The organism is Halobacillus sp. HZG1, assembly GCF_035818575.1.
Lineage (GTDB): Bacteria > Bacillota > Bacilli > Bacillales > Halobacillaceae > Halobacillus > Halobacillus litoralis.
In genome coordinates, this window is record NZ_JAYLVQ010000024.1 from 37,742 (window position 1) to 58,009 (window position 20,268).

Here is a 20,268-nt window from a genome sequence, read left to right on the forward strand (position 1 = left end):
TCTCATCCCTCCGCTTTTAATTCCAACAGCACATCACGCAGTTCGGCTGCCCGTTCGAAATCGAGGTCGCGTGCGGCTTGTTTCATTTCGGTTTCCAAATTGTCGATCATTTCCAGACGTTCTTTCTTCGTCATTTCTGAAGGCTTCTTACCTGTATCATATCCAGCTTCGTCTTCGGCAACGTTCGTCGCTTTAATGACGTCACGCACTTCCTTCTTGATCGTTTTCGGTGTGACACCATGCTCTTCGTTATAAGCGATTTGTTTTTCACGGCGTCGGTAAGTTTCATCAATCGCAAACTGCATGGATTTTGTCATCTTATCCGCATACATAATCACTCGACCGTTTTCATTACGTGCCGCTCGACCAATCGTCTGGATAAGGGAGCGGTCGGAACGCAGGAATCCTTCTTTGTCAGCATCCAGGATGGTGACGAGGGAAACTTCCGGAATGTCCAGTCCTTCACGAAGCAGGTTGATTCCGACAATGACATCGTATTTACCGACCCTGAGGTCACGTATGATTTCAATGCGTTCCAGTGTTTTGATTTCCGAGTGTAAATAAGCAACCTTAATCCCTAAGTCTTTAAGGTAAGCGGTCAGATCCTCAGACATTTTCTTCGTTAATGTCGTCACGAGGACGCGTTCATTCTTATCTTTTCGTTTATTGATTTCCCCGACAAGGTCATCAATCTGACCATGAATCGGACGGACGTCAATTTCAGGATCCAGCAGTCCGGTCGGTCGAATGATTTGTTCAATCATTTTCGGTGTATGCTCGATTTCATAAGGACCCGGGGTCGCAGAAACATAAGCAATCTGATTGATATGTTTTTCGAATTCAGGAAACATGAGCGGCCGGTTATCCATGGCTGAAGGCAGTCGGAAACCATGGTCCACCAGTACTTGTTTCCTCGCTCGGTCCCCGTTGTACATCCCCCTTACCTGAGGAAGAGTAACGTGTGACTCATCCACCATCATGAGGAAATCATCAGGAAAATAATCAAGCAGGGTATAAGGCGTGGCCCCTTCTTCTCTGAATGTCAGGTGTCTCGAATAGTTTTCGATTCCGGAACAGAAGCCCATTTCATTCATCATTTCGAGATCATAATTCGTCCGTTGTTCAAGGCGCTGGGCTTCCAGTAATTTATCTTGATCACGCAATTCCTTCAGACGGACTTCCAATTCTTTTTCTATATTTTTAATCGCTTTTTTCAATTTTTCTTCACGGGTGACGAAGTGTGAGGCAGGGAATATCGCGACGTGGTCCCGATCACCGATCACTTCTCCAGTCAAAACATCGACTTCGCGGATGCGGTCGATTTCATCTCCGAAAAATTCCACACGCATGGCATGTTCCTCTCTTGAAGCCGGGATGATTTCAACCGAATCCCCACGAACCCGGAATGTACCGCGCTGAAAATCGATATCATTCCTTGCATACTGGATATCTACAAGATTTCTTAATAACTCGTCACGGTCTTTTTCCATTCCCGATCTTATAGATAGCACCTGACTGCGGTATTCGTCGGGAGAACCGAGACCATAGATACAAGAAACACTAGCAACGATGATGACATCGTTCCGCTCAAAAAGAGCAGAGGTCGCTGAGTGACGTAATTTATCAATCTCATCATTGATGCTCGCATCTTTTTCGATAAACGTATCTGACGAAGGCACATAAGCTTCTGGTTGATAATAGTCATAGTAACTGACGAAATACTCGACAGCATTGTTCGGGAAGAACTCTTTGAACTCACTATATAACTGTCCAGCAAGCGTTTTGTTATGGGCAATGATCAGTGTCGGTTTATTCACCCGCTCAATGACATTAGACATCGTAAATGTCTTCCCTGTACCTGTGGCCCCGAGCAATGTCTGATGCTTATCTCCTCGTTCAATTCCTTGAACAAGTTCCTCAATCGCTCGCGGTTGATCCCCTTGAGGTGAGTACTGTGAAACTAATTCAAACTTCTCCTCCACGACGAAAACCTCCGTTCATTGTCTATACTAGTACTTTTTAGTTTACCACAACAGTTTACCATTCTAACATCGAACGAACAAACATTCGCCTTTGGGTCATCCAGTTTATCCCATTTCAACAATAAAAAGAAGCACTTTGCTTTTACGCAAAGTGCTTCGCTTATTAGGAATTCAACGTTTGGTTGTATTCGTTCACTTCGAACAGGTCGGTCAGTTCGATATCTGGATTTTTATCTTTGAACCAACGTAGGGAGAAGTCGTTTTTAAAGAGGACAAGCGGGTTGCCTTCACGATCTTCTGCAAGCATGTTTCGTTCATCAAACAGCGATTCATCGACCTGGTCTTCCTGCAGCCAGCGAGGAATACGCTCACCTAGAGGAGTCAACTCAATATCTACGTTGTACTCGTTCTTCATACGGTATTCAAAGACTTCGTATTGAAGCTCACCAACCGCTCCGATGATATAGTCTTCGAAACGATAGCGTTTGAACAACTGGATGGCGCCCTCTTGCACAAGCTGTTCCAACCCTTTTCTGAACTGCTTGGATTTCATGACGTTCTTCGCCGTTACTTTCTTAAATAGTTCAGGTGGGAATTGTGGAAGCTCATCGTACTCGAAGCTGGATTTACCAGTTACGATCGTATCTCCGATTCGGTAGACGTTCGGATCATAGATTCCGATAATATCCCCGGCATACCCTTCCTCTACGGTTCCACGGGAAGAAGCCACAAATTGCTGGGATTGAGCAAGCTTGAACGTTTTTCCTGTACGGGAGAGCGTCACGTTCATCCCACGCTCAAACTTTCCGGAGCATATTCTAACGAAAGCAATCCGGTCGCGGTGCTGCGGATTCATGTTCGCCTGAATTTTAAAGATGAAACCAGAGAATTCTTCATGATCTGGAGAAACAATACCTTCTGTCGATTTTCTTGGTGCCGGTTCAGGGGCCATATCAATGAATGAATTGAAGAAAGTTTCCACCCCGAATGGAGCAAGAGCACTTCCGAAGAAGACAGGCGTCTGATCGCCGCGCATCACTTTTTCCATATCGAAGGTATCTCCAGCTTCAGCGACCATTTCCATTTCCTCTTCCGATTCCTGGAACGTGGCATTCTCCGTCAACTCAGGGTGCTGGTCAAGTTCGCTGTAAGGAATATATTCTTCTGCCTCGTTCCCTGTGTAATGAACAAATTGTTCATTTTCACGGTCGAAAACGCCTAAGAAGCGCTTGCCCATACCTGCCGGCCAGGTCATTGGATACGTTTCGATGTTTAGGGTTTCTTCAATTTCTTCCATCAATTCCAACGGCTCACGGCCTTCACGGTCCATTTTGTTGATAAAAGTGAAGATCGGGATGCCGCGCATTTTACAAACTTTAAAGAGCTTGAGCGTCTGCGCCTCAATCCCTTTTGTGCCATCAATAACCATGACAACACTGTCGACCGCCGTCAATGTGCGGTACGTGTCTTCACTGAAGTCTTCGTGTCCGGGTGTATCCAAAATATTTACTTGATAATCTTTGTAAGGGAAGTTCATCACACTGGACGTGACAGAAATTCCACGCTGTTTCTCAATTTCCATCCAGTCGGATGTAGCAAACTTACCAGATTTCTTCCCTTTGACCGTACCTGCAGAGCGGATCAAGTTTCCGAATAATAGCATTTTCTCCGTCATCGTTGTTTTACCGGCGTCCGGGTGGGAGATAATAGCAAACGTACGGCGCTTTTTCATTTCATCTTGTATTTGACTCATCGTGATATCCTCCGTTTATTAAGAATTTCAATACATTAGGCTGGGTAGGATATACGTTTTACATTGGCAGATTCACTCCATAAAAAAAGCGCTCACACACTCAAGCGACTTCGTCGAATTTTTTGATTATACTTTGAAAGTTAGCATAACCCACCTGTAAAATCAATCACAAATACGAACACCTTCCAAATATTGGTGTACCAGGTCATCCATATTATGGATAACCCGACCTTCCACTTCTTCCTAAACCCTCTCATTCTCTTTGGGTGTTGAAACCTGTTATAATAGGAAAAAAACGATAGTAAGGATGCCAGTTATGCAGAGTTACTTATTACAACCGAACGATATAAAGAAAATCACTGGTCAGACTTTTTACACACGCGGGAAGCAATATTTCGACCGGGGGAAAGTGTACGGCCTTTCTCATAATAGCGCGATTCGTTCATGGCGGGCGGTCGTTGCAGGTACACACGACTATGAAGTCCGTGTCTTCTTTTTTGAGGACGAAGATGTGGAAGCGACGTGCGAATGTGCGGCTTATTCCACCTATTATACCTGCAAACATATTGCTGCCGTCCTGATTGCCATCCGGGAAAAGACATTAGAGGATCTGGCACCGAAACTAGCAGAAAAGGGGCGGAAATCGCAGTCCGGTCTGACGAATCAGGACCGGATGTTTGCGGTCAGCTTGTTCGAAGCGTTCAGACAGCGGCAGGAAAATCGTGGCGGGGAGGATTTGAAGAAGCCTCTTCAAATCCAATATTACCTTCACCTTCAATCCATTCTCGGTTCTAAGAGTCTCGGCTTGGAAATGAAGCTCGGGGAAAACTATCCCTATGTGATTAAAAATATTCGCGAGCTGCTTGATCATATCCGCAAAAATCAAGCGTACCGCATTACTAAGAAGTTCACGTACGATCCGGCAGAACACTCCTTTTCTGCTGATGACAAAGAAATTTTAAGGCTTTTACAGCTTGCCTACGAACAAGAGCAATTTTATGAGCAGCAGTGGAATTCGGCCGAACCAAAAGTATTAAAAATTTCTCCCACACTTGCTGACCAACTGCTCCCTCTTTTAGAAAAGCAGCAGACAGAGGTCATGGAACGCGGGGAAAACGTGGGAATCATCCGTTTCGAAGAGGAGTTCCCGGACCTTTCTTTTTACGTTTCTGAAGAACGAGGCCACTTTCATATGCACATGAACCATTTGAAAGATTACGATTACCTGTCGGATTACCATCTTCTTTATAAGCAAGGAACTTTTTATCCCGTCGATGCTAAGCAGGAGGAAGTTATTCAAACGCTTTACACCATCCTTCCTTACAATTCAAATGGCAGCCACACCGTAAGCCATCATGATATGGAAGGGATTGTGTCGTATGTCCTTCCTGAACTTGAAACCATAGCAGATGTCCAGCTTGATCGCTCCGCTCAGGAAAAAATTGTGCAGGAGTCGCTCGTTGCTAAAACCTACTTGGATTTTCAACAGTGGACACTCACGCTTGATGTGAACTTTCAATATGGTGACTTGACCATCGATCCCTTCAATGAACAGCCATTGAGTAATCAAACCATTGTCAGACGGGATCGACAGACAGAGCAGGAAATCATGCAGATCATTGAACTTGCCGAGTTCAAATTTGATGGAGAAATGGTCTATATAGAGGACGAAGACAAGCTTGATCAATTCCTTTATCACTACTTACCAAAGCTGAAAGAACATAGTGACGTTTACTTGTCGTCTTCGGTCCGTTCTCTTGTAGAAGATCGCCCCCTTGAACTGCAGACGTCGGTTGAACTGGAGAGCGACGGCAATTGGCTCGATATCAATTTTACTATCGAGGGCATTAGTGATGACGATGTTACAGAAGCACTTAAAGCCGTCATTGAACGGAAAAAGTATTACCGCCTGTCTGATGGTGCGCTCATGGCTTTAACGAGTGAATCCTTCGATCGTTTTCAAAAACTCGTCGATGATCTTGACTTAAGCACGAAGGATTTAGAAGACAACCATTTTCAAGTCTCAACAGCACGAAGCTTGCAGGTGGAAGATGCGCTGAATCCAAGTGAAGCAGAAAGAAATCAGCTTTTCCAAGAGCTTGTCGATCGGCTGAAATCACCTCAATCCTTTGAGATTGATCCTCCGGAAGGCCTGCAGGCGGACTTACGCCCCTACCAATTGACCGGCTTTCGCTGGATGAAGATGCTCAGCCATTACGGCTTAGGCGGAGTACTCGCGGATGATATGGGCTTAGGGAAAACCATTCAAACGATCACTTTCCTGCTGGATGAAAAGTTGAAAGGGAAGATGACTGACCCAGCCATCATCATTGCTCCTGCCTCTCTTGTGTACAACTGGAAAAAGGAACTTGAGAAATTTGCTCCGCAATTGTCAGTGCAGATTTTGACCGGAGATCCTTCAGCGAGGCAGGAAGCACTGAACGAAGCGGCAGCTAAGGATGTTTGGATTACCTCTTATCCATTGCTCAGGCAGGACATCACTTCCTATGAAGAGCAAAAGTTTCACGCGATGGTCCTAGACGAATCGCAGGCAATCAAAAATGAAACAACGAAAACAGCTGTAGCCGTTCGATCAATTAAATCGAGACACCGTTTCGCCTTAAGTGGCACACCTATTGAGAATTCGCTGCAGGAACTCTGGTCCCTGTTCCGTACAATTATGCCAGGATTTTTCACCAGTAAGAAAAAGTTTTTGCAGTTGAAGCCGGAAAAAATCTCTCTGATGACGCGACCTTTCATCTTACGCCGGATGAAAACAGAAGTGCTCGATGAGCTGCCGGATAAGATTGATACGGTCCAATATTCAGAGCTGACACGGGAACAGAAAGAAGTGTACCTTGCGTACTTGGAGCGGATTCAAAACGACATCCAGGAGACGATTGCAACGAAGGGGATCCAGCGAGGAAAACTTGAAATTCTTGCTGGGCTTACGAGACTGCGTCAAATTTGCTGTCACCCCGGTCTGTTCCTTGAAAACTACGAAGGACAGTCAGGAAAGCTTGAACAGTTGAAAGAACTGACGCGTGAGCTGAAAGAAAGTGGGCACCGACTGCTGATCTTCTCTCAGTTTTCAAGCATGCTGACCAAGATGCACGATGAACTGACCAAAGATGGCTTACAGGCCTTCTACTTAGATGGCAGCACCAAATCAGAAAAACGAATGGAGATGGTCGAAGCTTTCAACGAAGGGGAAAAAGATGCGTTTTTCATCTCCTTGAAAGCAGGAGGAACCGGTCTGAACCTCACCGGCGCAGATACTGTCATTCTCTACGACCTCTGGTGGAACCCGGCCATCGAAGAACAGGCGGCCGGCCGTGCACACCGTATCGGTCAGGAAAAAGTCGTGCAGGTCATCCGGATGATATCCGAAGGGACAATCGAAGAGCGCATTTATCAGCTTCAACAAAAGAAACGCGATCTCGTTGACCAAATCATCCAACCAGGCGAATCCATGCTGACTTCCCTGAGCGAAGAAGAAATCAAACAACTCTTCCAATAAAGAGCCGTTCCCAAACGGCTCTTTTTCTTTTGCTTATTTTTCAATTGGTATTTTCTGTATGACCTGGTCTGGAACAAAGTTCTAGACCAGGTCATACAGAAATTTCCATACAAACTCAAAAAAAGCTGCCTTACACGGCAGCTTCCTTTTATGCTTTCACTGTTTTCTTTTGCAGTTTGAACCAGTATCCTCCGAGGATGCACGCTCCGATGACCATTGTCACTGTGGAAATGAGCATGTGCATGGATGAAGCGAGGACGACGTTTCCTGTAACGACAATAATAAATCCTACCACTGCATTCAGCAGAAGCGAGATCAAATAGGCCCAGGATAACGCGATATGGTATTTGAACCTTGATGCATAAATGACGAACCAAATCGCGGCGACAATGACCACAAAGGTAGCCACCCAGTGTAAGGAATACACAGCATTCGCCACAGATTCACTTGTGATCAAGTACTCCATCGCTGGAATGTCCATCATGACGTTACTTGCACGGCTATGCTTAAAGAATGCTCCGAGAATGACTTGAGCAATATAGGCGATGTAACCAATCAAGAAAGCGCGGTAACTCATGGATACCGATGCCCAGCTCGTCCGGTTCAGCTCGATCTTCTTTTCATGCAGACTGTAACTCAACAACACTAGAACGATTAACAGCAGTTGACTGAAAGTAACATCGAACGTCGTAAACCCAGGTGGTGTGCCAAGAAGGACGTTTAAACCACCTACCATAGACTGAAATACAAGCAGTGCCAAACTTAGAATAGCTAAAATAAATACAGATTTGTTTTTGCGGTATTTATAGATCGCACCAACAGCGTTGAGGCCGGTTAGCATGATAAGCAATGGGACCATCAAACGGTGTGAATACTCTATAATGACGTGATAGTCCGTAATATCAGGAAAGATCTTTCCATTACAGACCGGCCACGTCGTCCCACACGCGTCCCCTGAATCTGTCGCAACGACCAGGTTTCCGAGGATCAACGCGAGAAACGTAACGAATGTTGTTAGAATTGAAAATTTCTTCATCGTCTTACCCTTTCTCTATCTATGATCATGGTGTCATGAATATTGTTTGTTTCCTAAGTAAATCATATCATGAATTTTAGATGATAGAGAAAGGAAAGCGCCGTCATGAGTCATGAACTTTTTGTGAACGGCGTTTCTTCCTGATTTTCCTAATGAGCAGATAGAGGAGAGAAACCGCAATCAGCAAGGTATTGACCATAGAAAAAACGTTGGCATAATGGTCATCATCCCAGTAGGAAACAGGGCTTTTAAACGTATAGCTGCTAATCGGATAAAACATAGGAACCGCATCATCATGGTGGGTAAGAATATCAAGGATCACATGCCCAAGCCACCCATAAGAAAAAGCGGTCCACATCGAGAGACTTCTTCCTTTCCAAATTAAAACAAGTACAAAAAAGATCCCCCATATAAACAACGAATGCCCAGCATGACGCAAAATAAAAACGACCGGATGCTCAAACAAATCATGAACTAAACCAAATAAAGACCGCATCGGATCGGCGTCGTCCATCACCTGCCAGGCCTGTCTTCTTACACTTAAATAAAGGAACATGACATAATACACGATATCCGGTGATAGGCTCCCGAAAATAAACCAGCCGGTGTACCTTTGTTTTCTTGTTGCAAAAAATGTCCAGTAGCCATGGTGCAGTGTATTCATTCTTCTCCCTCCCCTAACTTCTTGTTTACCCTGATTCACCAGGGGGAATCTAATCCATGGAAAGGAGTCTGAACCTATGACTTATAAAGCCTATGTTTTCGATGCGTATGGAACGTTGTTTGACGTTCATAGCGTCATGAAAAAGATTCATCAATTTTTCCCTGACCAAGGTCCCAAAGTGAGTGAAGAGTGGCGCAGTCGGCAGGTGCACTATTTCCTTGTCCGGCAGTTGATCCAAGGATACAAGCCATTCACCGACATTACCAGGTGGGCGCTTTTAGATGCCCTCGCTTATAGTAATGTGGATGTGAAACCTGATGTCGTGGAAGACCTGATGCACGAATATGAACAACTTCAGCCTTACGATGAGGTCCCTTCTTTGAAGCAAAATCATCAAGAGAAAACCTTTACCATTTTCTCTAACGGGACGCGTTCGATGTTAGAGCCTCTCTTAGAGAACAATCAGTTGAAAGACGACTTTGATTTACTCAGCGCTGATGATATTGAAGTGTTCAAGCCTCACCCGAATGCCTACAGCTACGCCCACGAACAGCTGGGATTTGAAAAAGAAGAGATCCTTTTCTTTTCAAGTAATCCCTGGGACATTACGGGGGCAGCTTCCTACGGCTTCCATACAGCCTGGGTGAACCGAAAGCAGCAAAAATGGCCGGAACTAGGAATCAACCCAACGCACACCATTAACAACCTTAATGAAATTCCAGAATAAAAAAGACGGAGCCTCAAGGGGCTCCGCTTTTTATCGATGATTCTCATATAAACGCACCTGATTTTTTCCGTCCCGCTTCCCTTTATAAAGAGCCTTGTCTGCTGACCGGAAAAGGTCATCCAAGGTTTGTCCGCCTTCTGGATAACAGGCAACGCCTATGGAGAAAGAGGAACGGATTTCCTCTCCTTTAACTATATACGGTTCTCTCAATTTCTCGAGAGCTCTCATAGAGACTTCATACATTTGATCACGATCCGCCATGTCTTCCAGTAGAATCGCAAATTCATCGCCGCCGATTCGTCCGACCGAATCTCCCGACCGGATGCACTCTTTCATCCGCTGGCCGACACGGCACAAAAATTCGTCTCCGATTTCATGGCCGAATTCATCGTTGATGCACTTGAACCCGTCCCCATCTAAATAAAGGAGGGCGAATGACTCTCCCGACCGTTCTGCTTTTGCAATGGCCTGCTCGACCCGGTCTTCAAAAAGTCGCCGGTTCGGCAAACCTGTTAAATAGTCGTAAAAAGCAAAACGCTCAAGTTTCTCCTCATAATTTTTCTGCTCGGAAATATCCCGCGCCACAATGACGAAATGGCTGACATGATTCTGTTCACTGACTACCGGCGTCCCCCTGCATTCAAACCAGACAGGCTCTCCATTCTGACTTTTCAATGTCAGGGAAACCGTAAACGCTTCTTTGCTCTTCTCACTCCATTTAAAGGCATGAGTAAGGTTAGTTAAATCAGCAGGCTCGAGCTGCTGCTGCAGTTCTGTTGAAGTCATTTCATTCGGGGCCCTGCCTAAGAATTTCTCTTGTGATGGAGACGCGTAAACCAGTTCTCCCATCGGTGAGAAAACCGATATTAAATCATTGGAATGATCCGCTATCAGACGGAACTTTTCCTCACTCTGCCTTAAAGCCTCATCAGCCCTCTCTTGTTCCGTCCGGTCCTCAAGAATGGCGTAAATTCCTTCTTTCTGCCCCTCGTTAATAATCGGAACGAGAGAGACTCTTAGAATACGTTCTTCACCATCCATCCAAAAACTCGTTTCAAACCGGGTTCCTTTATGGAAAAAGGATTCTAACAACTGCTTTCTCAACCAAGTTCGCTGCTCTTCTGGCACCCATTCGATAATAGACGTTTGCGCAAGAGTCTCCTCCTCTGTTTTCAAAAGGCTCAATGTCGCACGGTTCGCTTTTTTAATCAGCCCTTGGAAAGTAAGCGTCATAATAGGCTGCGGGTTATGTTTGAACAACGATCGATAGCGGGATCTGCTCGCTTCCAGCTTCCGCTGAGCGGCCTTATCTTTGGAAATGTCTCTTACAATGGAACTGAGTCCGATCGCTTCCCCGTCCTCGTTCTGAATCGGAGAAATGCTGATGGAAACATCCACGAGTGTCCCGTCTTTTCTTTGACGGACCGTTTCGTACCGGGAGATCGCTCTTTCCTTCCCTTTACGAACAAGTTCCTGCGCTTCTTCTCTCCTGTTCGAGGGTATAAAAGGAAAAGAAGAGGTTTGCATCTCTTCTTTTGTATATCCGTACAGTTCTTCTAATGCATGGTTCGCTTCCAAAATGTTGCCCGCCGTATCGACAATTAAAATCGCATCTGTCGTATCCTTCATTAAGGAACGATACATAGCATTGATCCGGCTGAGGTCGCGCTCTTTTTCAATCACATCTGTAATGTTTCTCGTGATCGACACAATGTGCGTCACTTCTCCCGACTCGTCCATGGTCGGAGTCAGCACAGAATGGCCTCTGAACAGTTTTCCATTGACCAGAATTTCATCTTCGTAAGTCAGCGGCTCTTTTTTTCTGACGACCGCTTCATAGGCCTCAATTAAATCTTCGGCTTGTTCCTCACCTAGGAGGTCTTCTATGTATTTACCTTCCCATCCCGCACCTTTGATCGGGGAATGGTTTTTCGCAGAATCATTCATATATACATATTTAAACCGTCTCTCACCGACGACTTCCATAAAAAAGATATAGTCGGATATTCCATCCATAAGCATATGCAACAAGTGTTCATGGGGAATGCGGTCAGCAATCCCTGCTATGATCCCCTGATCCATCCAATCTTTCACCCGTTCCATGGATTATCCCCTCAATCATAAAATCGTATTTACACATGTATACCATGTTATCATGTTAGGTTCCTGCTTCTCTATGTATCTTTCTACCAAAAAAGTCAGAAATCCTTTCCAGATAAGAAAAAAAGCAATGTGCAGCGCACATTGCTTTTAATAGTTATACCGTTTGTTTTTGTTGAGCCTGAGCTTCCGCCTGCGCTTGTTTGATCAAACAGCGCCCTTTGCCATGGGGGATGCACATCGGTGTACCGAAAAGAGGGTCCTCTCTTACATCACAAAGCATTTCGAATACATGCTGCATCATGTCACAAGTTACAACATCCTCAGGCTTTCCTTGTGCGAAGACCGTTTTATCTTTTACGGCGATGATATGATCGGCATAACGGCAGGCCAAGTTAATATCATGAAGCACCATGACTACTGTACGTCCATTGTCCTGATTCAAATCGAAGAGCAAATCAAGAATATCAATCTGGTGCGTCATATCTAAATAAGTCGTCGGTTCATCCAATAGAAGAATATCTGTATCCTGAGCTAGAGTCATCGCGATCCACGCACGTTGACGCTGACCTCCGGATAGAGAATCAACCGTTCTGTCTTTCAACTCCATCAAGTTCGTATCTTCAAGCGCACGCGTGACAGCTTTCTCATCTTCGTCCGACCAGCGTTTGGCGAACCCTTGATAAGGATAACGGCCTTGCTTTACAAGCTGATAGACGCTGAGACCTTCAGGAGTTGTCGGACTTTGCGGAAGAATGGCCATCTTTTTCGCCACATCTTTCGTACGCATCTTGGAAATATCTGCGCTATCCAGTACGACTTCTCCTGATTTTGGACGCAATAAACGAGCCATCGAACGAAGCAACGTGGACTTGCCGCAACCGTTTCCACCGATGAGTACAGTGACTTTGCCTTTCGGGATCGTAATATCTAATGAATCTATGATGATGGAATCTCCATAGCCTAAAGTTAAATTATTCGCCAACAGGGTATCCATAATCTGACCTCTCCTTTATGTCTCACGAAATCTATCGCTGTTGGAGCTACACGAAAAATCACGAATTCTATATTTTCTCTACTATCTAGTTTATGGGCTCGTTTCCACTCTGTCAATGAATTTGAGAATCATTTTCATCACTGAACTGTGAAAATTGTATGCACGTCACCAGTAAATGAGAACATCTTCCTTCAATCAAAAAGAGCCTCCTTCACCTCTCAGAAGCTCTTACATTTCGGATCAACTGCATGTACTGAACGTCTCCCAGTCCATATTCCTGAAAAGTTTCAATCATCCGCTTTACAAGCTTATCCTCTGATAAATCTGGATGATGTTCGATGAATCTGACAAGCTCATTATCTCTGCCCTTGTATTTCAAGTACAATTTGATGCCCTTGCTAAGCGGGGGAAGAGAAACTTCAGCCGGAGTCGACCGGTTTATAAGGACCTGTTTATACATCGATAGATATCCATCTACATGAAGAGTATAGGAGGCGAGAGGATCGAACTTCTGAGTGACTATACGAAGTTCGACTTTTCCTTCATAACCGATTTGATCAAGCCAGGCCAGGAGAGTAAGAAGATTGATCTGGCAGAACATATCTTCATCAAACCATAACTGAAGATGATCTCGTCCTTCATGGAACACAGCCTCCAGTTTTTCTACAGTGATCCGTCTGTAGTCACTTTCAGAAACGCCATGGGTCAAAGCCCTTGTTTTTATAAATCGGTCTGAGAATATGGTTTCACAGGTCTCACCCGCACACATGGCTTCATTGAAAGGAATCATGGGATCACCTTCTAAAAGTCCCTTGCGTTGAAAAGCCTTTTCCATTTCTTCTCCATTCAAAATATGTAACGTCTGCACCGAAACTCCCCCTTTAAAAATAGAACGGTTATCTTCGAGGCCCAGATAACCGTTCCGATTCCAATTATTTAGAAAATGCCCAAAGATGCTTCATGGGTGGCCGGTTCCACAAACACAAGTCCAAGTTCATAGTGTTCACCTTCATACATCGCCCGCTGCACGTAGCGGTTCTCTCCCCATTCATCGCGTACTTCCATTTTTGTAAACGCCCCTGAATTTTGAAGGGCTTCATAAAATTGATTTTCTGTCCTTACAGGGATTGCATTCACTCGTTCGATGACTTCCCCAGGTGTGAGTCCCATTTGATCAGCAGGACTCCTCGGTATGACACCCAGAATACGAATGCCCTTTTTCGTAGAAGAAAAGAACGGTGTTCTCTCTTCGCGCATCCGGTGCAGCACGAATATAAATTCACGGCCAATCAAGCCGATCATTACAGCTGCAAGGGACAGCACACCTATGAAAAAGCTTCCAATAGCTAGTCCAAGCACGAGGAGCGAGAGTAGGAAAACATGCCGCCCCATCGTTTTTGCCGCGACCACAGGAGACTGCCCGCGAGCTTTCCATTCCCACCCCATAACAAATGGAATAAGAATCAACCCATACGTTTCTCCACCAAAGGAAACAAGCGGCCACCACGGGGCAAAAGGTTCAATCATGCCCCCTGGAAACAACGCGAGAAACGGAACGATCGTCATCCTTCTTGACCTGTGCTGGCCAATCCACATTCCACGCGTCCCTTTCAACCGTTCGGGATACGTAAGAGAGGCTGTTGTACGTAGCATCAGGATCGATTCGGTTAATAAAAGAACGGCCATTACAACGGCCAGTGTGTGAAGAGGCGTTTCCTGGAGAACACCGATCCATTCGTAACTACGCACAGATTCAGGTAAATAGGGGATGACAAGCAAAACCAGGTAACTTAATCCCAGCGTATAAGCAGACGAGTACCAGCTCAATCGTCCAGTTAAACTGACAAGGAGCAGAATCCCAGCTATGAGAAGAAGCAACGGGTAACTGAATACCACACCTCCACCAACCGCCAACACAGATAAAACCAAGCCGCTTATGAGGGCCGTTCCCCACGTTCCTTTCCATTCGGTAAAGCGGTCAAAGATTCGTGTGCCAAAAGCCGCTCGTTCCTCTTTGACTCGTTTTCCGGATACGATGAAAATCATCGCTAGTGCTATGTATAAAAATGGGAGAGTGACCATCATCCCCATTCCTTTTGCAACTTCCATCAACCAAACGTCCAACATGATTCTCCTTTCAGTCGTGCCGCACTCTTGTGTCTCTACCCAATAACGAAAAAATCCGCAGTCACAGACTACGGATATAATTCGTCATCCAGCGGCAAATTCCTGCCTATTGAAACAAGACCTCGACCGCTCTCTGCATTTGTTTGTCGTTTTTCTCGTCCCGCACTTCTTTTATAATCGCTTCTTCAAGCTTGCCGCCGGTCTTCTCATCAACAACACCGGTCACTTCAAGTCCCGCTTCTTCCTGGAAGGCCTGGACAGCAGCTTCTGTATCTTTGCTGTAGTATCCATCTGTGCGGCCCGGATCATGCCCTAGACCTTTCAGCATAATTTGGATGTTTTTCACTTTTTCATCATTGTCATTGTATTGAAGGGATTCTTCCACTTCTACGGGATTCGTGTAAAAGTATTCCGGTTGTTTTACTTTCACTGTCGGTTCGATCCCTTTTTCATGAATCCAATTGCCATCAGGCGTCAACCACTTAAACAAGGTCAGTTTGATGGTACTGCCATCGCCCATCGGTAACGCCTGCTGAACGGTACCCTTACCGAAACTCTTCGTTCCGACAAGATCATAACCGCCCGCTTCCTGCATCGTCGCAGCTAAAATCTCCGAAGCAGATGCACTGCCTTCGTCCATTAAGACGGTAATTGGGTACGGCTTTTTCTCCTCGTTTTCAGAGAAATAACGCGTTTTCTCACCTTTACGGTCTTCTACCTGAACAATCGGCTTATCTTTCGGAATGAACTCTTTCAAAATTTCCTGAACGTCCGTGAACAAGCCTCCAGGATTTCCACGCACATCAATGACCAGCCCGTCCATGTCATCCTTTTCAAGCTTCTCTAAAGCTTCATGGAATTCATCCGAAGTTTTCTCAGAGAAAGAAGTGATTTCAATAATACCGGCTTTTTTGCCATTGATCTCCTTCGTATCGGAGTACACGGTTTCTAATGGAATATCATCACGGGTGATGTCGATGTTCAATGGTTCACTGACTCCTGGACGGTCAATTTGCAGCGTCACTTCTGACCCTTTTTCCCCGCGGATCTTCAGAACCGCTTCATAAAGGTCAAGGCCTTCCACACTGTCGCCATCCACTTTCAAGATCTGATCGTTCGGCTTCAAGCCGGCCTCTTCAGCGGGTGACCCTTTGATAGGTGCGACAATTGTCACCTTATCATTGACCATGCTCACTTCTGCACCAATCCCCTGGAAAGAAGATTCGATCGTCTGGTTGAACTGCTCCATCGTTTCTGGATCCATATACACACTGTATGGATCCTCGAGCGTATCGAGCATCCCCTGAATCGCCCCTTCAACAAGGGTGTTTTTATCTACTTCTTCTACATAATTTTCCTGAATTGTACTAAATGCCTGTTCCACCTTTTTCAAATCGGCGTTTCCGGACATATTTTGTATGAATGCCTTTTGTTCCTCTTTGGACAAACTCCCGAAGTTCTCCGCATCTTTATCTGCATACTGTTCAGATTGAGCCTGTTCGTTCGTGCCGTCAGCGAAGTATTCTATTCCTATGTACGAGCCTGCCGCTCCAAATAGGACCGCTAGCGCCATCAACAGCGCAACGTAGCGCGGTTTTATATTCATCGCATTCACCCTTCTATTGTGGATTTCATGTTTCCTCTATACTAGCAAAAAAGCGCCTTCAACGTAAATCAAGGATTGTTCTCTGAGTTAACATATGCCGAAAATAACGATAGCATGTCCATTTCATTATAGGACATCCCCACCTATCTATCTACCAGTAATTAAACCAGAAACGAGAATCGGAGAAATTCATGTGTGTTTCCAGCTACAGAATTTAAAAGTGGGGTACCTTTTACCGGTGATTCATCGTTCGGTGCCAGGTTTGGAATAGGCTTTGTTTGGTGCCTGGCACCTTCTGCCTCTTTTTGGTGCCTGGCACCAAAATCATCTTTCTAGTGCCTGGCACCAAAAAGAAGGAAGCAGGTGCCACACTTCCCAAAAAACAAAAGAAAAAGACCGTCTCCAAACTGAGACAGTCTCTAGCCTTTACATTTCGTAGCCATATTCTCCGTTGCTCTGGTCACGAACGACCATCCCGTCCTCAATGGCAATGACACGCTTACGGATCGTGTTCACGATTTCCTGGCTGTGGGTCGCCATCAATACAGTTGTCCCTGCTTCATTGATTTCTTCAAGGATATGCATGATCTCCCAGGATGTCTCCGGGTCCAGGTTACCGGTCGGCTCATCAGCGATCAGCACTTTCGGATGGTTCACGATCGCACGGGCAATGGATACACGCTGCTGCTCTCCTCCAGAAAGTTCATCCGGAAGGAAGCGTGCTTTGTTTTTCAAACGCACCTGATCGAGCACGTCCATGACACGGCGACGGATGTTTTGTGGATTTTCTTCAATCACTTCAAGCGCAAAAGCAACGTTCTCATAAACCGTAAGTGTCGGCAATAGACGGAAATCCTGATAAACGACACCAATTTGACGGCGCAATGCCGGAATGCGGCGCTGTTTCATTGTGGAGGTGTCCATGTCGTTCACAAGAACTGTTCCTGTCGTCGGCTTTTCTTCCCTGTAAATCAGCTTCGTAAATGTTGATTTACCGGCACCACTTGGACCTACGACATAGACGAATTCTCCCTGGTCGATACGGATATCCAGTCCGTTCAACGCTGTGACTCCATTCGGATATGTTTTATATACTCCTTGCATATTAATCATGTTAAATCACCTGTATCTCTCATAATGTTAAGTCAGTTGTCTTCTCTCTTGTCTACAAACACATTTATTATAACATTAATTTTCGATTTATTTAGACATGAAATTATTACATTTGTTTTTCACAAGTCAGTTATTTGATGATAGAGCTAATTCTTAGGTTGTTCCAGACTTAGTGAAAACATAAAAAAAGTCTGGTGCATGACCAGACTTTTTCAACAGAAGCTTATTTCATTGTCGCAAGCCAGCTTGCTACCAGCTGAGCATCTTCGTCTGATACGTCACCTTGAGCAGGCATGCCGCCTTTACCATTTTTAATGATGTCTACGATTTCATCCGCTGAATACTTGGTACCTACTTCAGTCAAGGCTGGTCCCATTCCACCGCCAAGCTCACCACCGTGGCAGCTGGCACAGTTGTTTTGGTACACTTTTTCTGCAGCCGCTGTGTCGACCGTCTCGCCGTCACCACTGTCTGCCGTTCCTTCATCTGTACCTTCGCCGGACTCTTCACCGGTTTGTTCTTCTGTCGTTTCATCGTTCGCACTTTCATCTGTCGTTCCTTCGTCTCCGCCGCCCCCACAGGCACTCAAGACGAGGATCAGCCCTAAAATCAAGGCAGAAAATAGTTTTTTCATTCCAGTATCCCCTCTCGTATTTTGATGAGATATAGAGATATTATAACCGAGTCAGGAGGTTTTGAAACCCTCTCCAAGTACTTCAGTGGCATTCATGGCAACGACAAATGCCCCCGGGTCAACCGTTTTTACGGTTTGTGTCAATTTGATGAATTCATTCTGCTGGACGACACACATGACGACCCGGCGTTCCCGGTCTGTGTAGCCACCAGCTCCACTTAGGACAGTTACCCCACGATCGATTTGTTTAAAAATTGCCGAACGCACTTCATCGACATCCTCCGTAATGATCATCACGTTCTTCGAAGTGTTCAGTCCCACTTGGACAAAGTCGATCGTCCGACTGGTTGCGAATAACCCGATGAGTGCATACAAACCTTCTTCCAGTGAAAAAACAATCGCCGATGTCAGGACAATCATACCATCCAGTAAAGCGACACTGATACCCAGCGGTAAATGTGTAAATTTGTGCAGCACTTGAGCAGCTAAGTCGATCCCGCCTGTTGAGGCCCGTCCTCGGAAAACGATGCCAAGTCCTAGTCCAACGCCCATTCCACCGAAAATCGCGCCAAGTAAAGGATTGGGTGTTGCCGGCGCCATCTCACTCGTCATCAAAACGAAGAGCGGCAGGGTAACGGTCCCGACGAACGACTTCAGACCAAAGTTTTTTCCTAATATAACAACGCCCATAATGAAAAGAGGGATATTCAACACCCACTGGACGACACCCGGCTCCCAGCCGAATACACCTTTCGTAATCGTACTGACGCCTGCTACTCCTCCAGAGGCGATGTTATTCGGTAATAAAAATAAATTGAAGGCTAACGCTACGAAAAATGATCCAAGAATAACTAACCCGTAATCGAGTGCTTGTCTAAGTGCCGGCGGCATCGGCTCCCGACGATATTTTTTTGCCATCATCATCATGCTGTTCGACTCTCCCTATGTATCGTTCTCCATAAACCGTAAGGAGTATAACACTAGGGCATTCTCCTGTAAATGAGAGCAGAATAACGTGTTAACACGGTAAAGGAGCAAGATGTCGTATTCCTGTTAGTTTTTGCTTCCTCTCCCCTTCTATACAAAAAGCGACGGGCCTCAAGACCCGCCGCCTGCTTTTATGAATTCATCGATTCCTGTTTTTCCATAATCTCTGCTAGTAAGGCAAGAACATCGTCGCGCATGTTCTCCCTTTCCATCGCAATGGCAAGGGTCGTTTTAATAAAGCCGAGCTGATCGCCGACATCATAACGCTCACCTTCAAACTCATACCCGTACACAGGCTGGTCAAGGTTCAATCGCTCGATGGCATCGGTCAACTGGATCTCTCCACCTCTCCCCTCTTCCTGTGTGGCAAGCAGATCCATGATTTCAGGCGCGAACACATAACGGCCGATGATTGCCAAGTTGGACGGCGCTTCACCGACAGCCGGCTTTTCAACAAAGTGCTTCACTTGATAGCGTCGGCCCTCTTGTTTTCCAGGTGCAATGATTCCGTAGCGATCGGTTTCATCTTCCGGCACTTGTTTGACACCGATGACTGATGATTGCGTTTCTTCATACTGGTCGATCAACTGCTTCAGGCAAGGTTCATCCGAACGGACGATGTCGTCTCCAAGCAGGACGGCAAACGGTTCGTCTCCGATAAACTTGCGGGCACACCAGACGGCATGTCCCAGCCCTTTCGGTTCTTTCTGGCGAATATAGTGAATGTCAACTTCAGCCGATTGCTGAACTTCCTCAAGGAGATCAAGCTTTCCTTTTTTATAAAGATTATCCTCAAGTTCAAACGCATGATCAAAGTGATCCTCAATCGCACGCTTCCCTTTTCCTGTTACGATGATAATATCCTCAATCCCTGACTGGATCGCTTCTTCTACGATATATTGAATCGTCGGCTTATCGACGACCGGAAGCATCTCTTTCGGCATCGCCTTTGTTGCGGGTAAAAAACGTGTGCCGAGTCCAGCTGCAGGAATAATCGCTTTTTTCACCTTCATTCTTTATTC

General features: G+C 45.6%; 15 protein-coding genes. 2 read left to right on the top strand and 13 right to left on the bottom strand.

The genetic code is table 11. The features are described 5' to 3' along the window. Positions 1–2: 2 nt before the first annotated feature. Entirely contained in the window at positions 3–1,982 is a 1,980-nt protein-coding gene (uvrB, locus tag VKA52_RS03270) for an excinuclease ABC subunit UvrB (protein WP_326314165.1), read from the bottom strand. 163 nt (positions 1,983–2,145) lie between these two features. Then, a complete protein-coding gene (locus VKA52_RS03275) occupies positions 2,146–3,735 on the bottom strand; it encodes a peptide chain release factor 3 (protein WP_326314166.1) in 1,590 nt (529 codons plus the stop codon). A 316-nt stretch (positions 3,736–4,051) separates the two neighbouring features. On the opposite strand from VKA52_RS03275, the gene VKA52_RS03280 reads away from it, so the two are divergent. Beyond that, positions 4,052–7,255, top strand: a complete 3,204-nt coding sequence (locus VKA52_RS03280) for a DEAD/DEAH box helicase (RefSeq protein ID WP_326314167.1) — start codon at positions 4,052–4,054, stop codon at positions 7,253–7,255. A gap of 148 nt (positions 7,256–7,403) precedes the next feature. Here the strand turns inward: VKA52_RS03280 and VKA52_RS03285 are convergent, their stop codons facing one another. Beyond that, on the bottom strand, positions 7,404–8,291 hold the full coding sequence (locus VKA52_RS03285) for a COX15/CtaA family protein (protein WP_326314168.1): 888 nt from the start codon (positions 8,289–8,291) through the stop codon (positions 7,404–7,406). 103 nt (positions 8,292–8,394) lie between these two features. After that, positions 8,395–8,955, bottom strand: coding sequence for a zinc dependent phospholipase C family protein (locus VKA52_RS03290; protein ID WP_326314169.1), 561 nt, complete (start codon positions 8,953–8,955; stop codon positions 8,395–8,397). A gap of 76 nt (positions 8,956–9,031) precedes the next feature. On the opposite strand from VKA52_RS03290, the gene VKA52_RS03295 reads away from it, so the two are divergent. Beyond that, complete coding sequence (locus VKA52_RS03295) at positions 9,032–9,682, top strand: haloacid dehalogenase type II (RefSeq protein WP_326314170.1); 651 nt, start codon at positions 9,032–9,034, stop codon at positions 9,680–9,682. Positions 9,683–9,712: 30 nt separating this feature from the next. On the opposite strand, the gene VKA52_RS03300 is transcribed toward VKA52_RS03295, so the two are convergent. From VKA52_RS03300 to galU, 9 genes are all read right to left on the bottom strand, one after another. Next, positions 9,713–11,785 (bottom strand): PAS domain S-box protein, encoded by a 2,073-nt coding sequence (locus tag VKA52_RS03300; RefSeq protein WP_326314171.1) that lies wholly within the window; start codon positions 11,783–11,785, stop codon positions 9,713–9,715. 154 nt (positions 11,786–11,939) lie between these two features. Then, complete coding sequence (locus tag VKA52_RS03305; protein ID WP_146816949.1) at positions 11,940–12,779, bottom strand: ABC transporter ATP-binding protein; 840 nt, start codon at positions 12,777–12,779, stop codon at positions 11,940–11,942. 211 nt (positions 12,780–12,990) lie between these two features. Beyond that, entirely contained in the window at positions 12,991–13,647 is a 657-nt protein-coding gene (locus VKA52_RS03310) for an AraC family transcriptional regulator (protein WP_326314172.1), read from the bottom strand. A 68-nt stretch (positions 13,648–13,715) separates the two neighbouring features. Beyond that, positions 13,716–14,903, bottom strand: a complete 1,188-nt coding sequence (locus VKA52_RS03315) for a PDZ domain-containing protein (RefSeq protein ID WP_326314173.1) — start codon at positions 14,901–14,903, stop codon at positions 13,716–13,718. Positions 14,904–15,012: 109 nt separating this feature from the next. Beyond that, the gene (locus VKA52_RS03320; protein WP_326314174.1) at positions 15,013–16,512 is read right to left on the bottom strand and encodes a S41 family peptidase; all 1,500 of its coding nucleotides are present in this window, start codon (positions 16,510–16,512) and stop codon (positions 15,013–15,015) included. A gap of 426 nt (positions 16,513–16,938) precedes the next feature. Continuing rightward, the gene (gene ftsE, locus VKA52_RS03325; RefSeq protein WP_326314175.1) at positions 16,939–17,625 is read right to left on the bottom strand and encodes a cell division ATP-binding protein FtsE; all 687 of its coding nucleotides are present in this window, start codon (positions 17,623–17,625) and stop codon (positions 16,939–16,941) included. A 223-nt stretch (positions 17,626–17,848) separates the two neighbouring features. Continuing rightward, on the bottom strand, positions 17,849–18,259 hold the full coding sequence (locus VKA52_RS03330; protein ID WP_326314176.1) for a c-type cytochrome: 411 nt from the start codon (positions 18,257–18,259) through the stop codon (positions 17,849–17,851). A 51-nt stretch (positions 18,260–18,310) separates the two neighbouring features. After that, on the bottom strand, positions 18,311–19,150 hold the full coding sequence (locus tag VKA52_RS03335) for a YitT family protein (protein ID WP_442788821.1): 840 nt from the start codon (positions 19,148–19,150) through the stop codon (positions 18,311–18,313). A gap of 227 nt (positions 19,151–19,377) precedes the next feature. After that, a complete protein-coding gene (gene galU, locus VKA52_RS03340; RefSeq protein WP_326314178.1) occupies positions 19,378–20,259 on the bottom strand; it encodes a UTP--glucose-1-phosphate uridylyltransferase GalU in 882 nt (293 codons plus the stop codon). Between the last annotated feature and the right edge of the window lie 9 nt (positions 20,260–20,268).

Bases quoted from the DNA above. Each gene is read 5' to 3' on its own strand.
- VKA52_RS03275 (WP_326314166.1), bottom strand. From the start codon at position 3,735: ATGAGTCAAATACAAGATGAAATGAAAAAGCGCCGTACGTTTGCTATT.
- VKA52_RS03280 (WP_326314167.1), top strand. From the start codon at position 4,052: ATGCAGAGTTACTTATTACAACCGAACGATATAAAGAAAATCACTGGT.
- VKA52_RS03285 (WP_326314168.1), bottom strand. From the start codon at position 8,291: ATGAAGAAATTTTCAATTCTAACAACATTCGTTACGTTTCTCGCGTTG.
- VKA52_RS03290 (WP_326314169.1), bottom strand. From the start codon at position 8,955: ATGAATACACTGCACCATGGCTACTGGACATTTTTTGCAACAAGAAAA.
- VKA52_RS03295 (WP_326314170.1), top strand. From the start codon at position 9,032: ATGACTTATAAAGCCTATGTTTTCGATGCGTATGGAACGTTGTTTGAC.
- VKA52_RS03300 (WP_326314171.1), bottom strand. From the start codon at position 11,785: ATGGAACGGGTGAAAGATTGGATGGATCAGGGGATCATAGCAGGGATT.
- VKA52_RS03305 (WP_146816949.1), bottom strand. From the start codon at position 12,779: ATGGATACCCTGTTGGCGAATAATTTAACTTTAGGCTATGGAGATTCC.
- VKA52_RS03320 (WP_326314174.1), bottom strand. From the start codon at position 16,512: ATGAATATAAAACCGCGCTACGTTGCGCTGTTGATGGCGCTAGCGGTC.
- ftsE (WP_326314175.1), bottom strand. From the start codon at position 17,625: ATGATTAATATGCAAGGAGTATATAAAACATATCCGAATGGAGTCACA.
- VKA52_RS03330 (WP_326314176.1), bottom strand. From the start codon at position 18,259: ATGAAAAAACTATTTTCTGCCTTGATTTTAGGGCTGATCCTCGTCTTG.
- VKA52_RS03335 (WP_442788821.1), bottom strand. From the start codon at position 19,150: ATGCCGCCGGCACTTAGACAAGCACTCGATTACGGGTTAGTTATTCTT.
- galU (WP_326314178.1), bottom strand. From the start codon at position 20,259: ATGAAGGTGAAAAAAGCGATTATTCCTGCAGCTGGACTCGGCACACGT.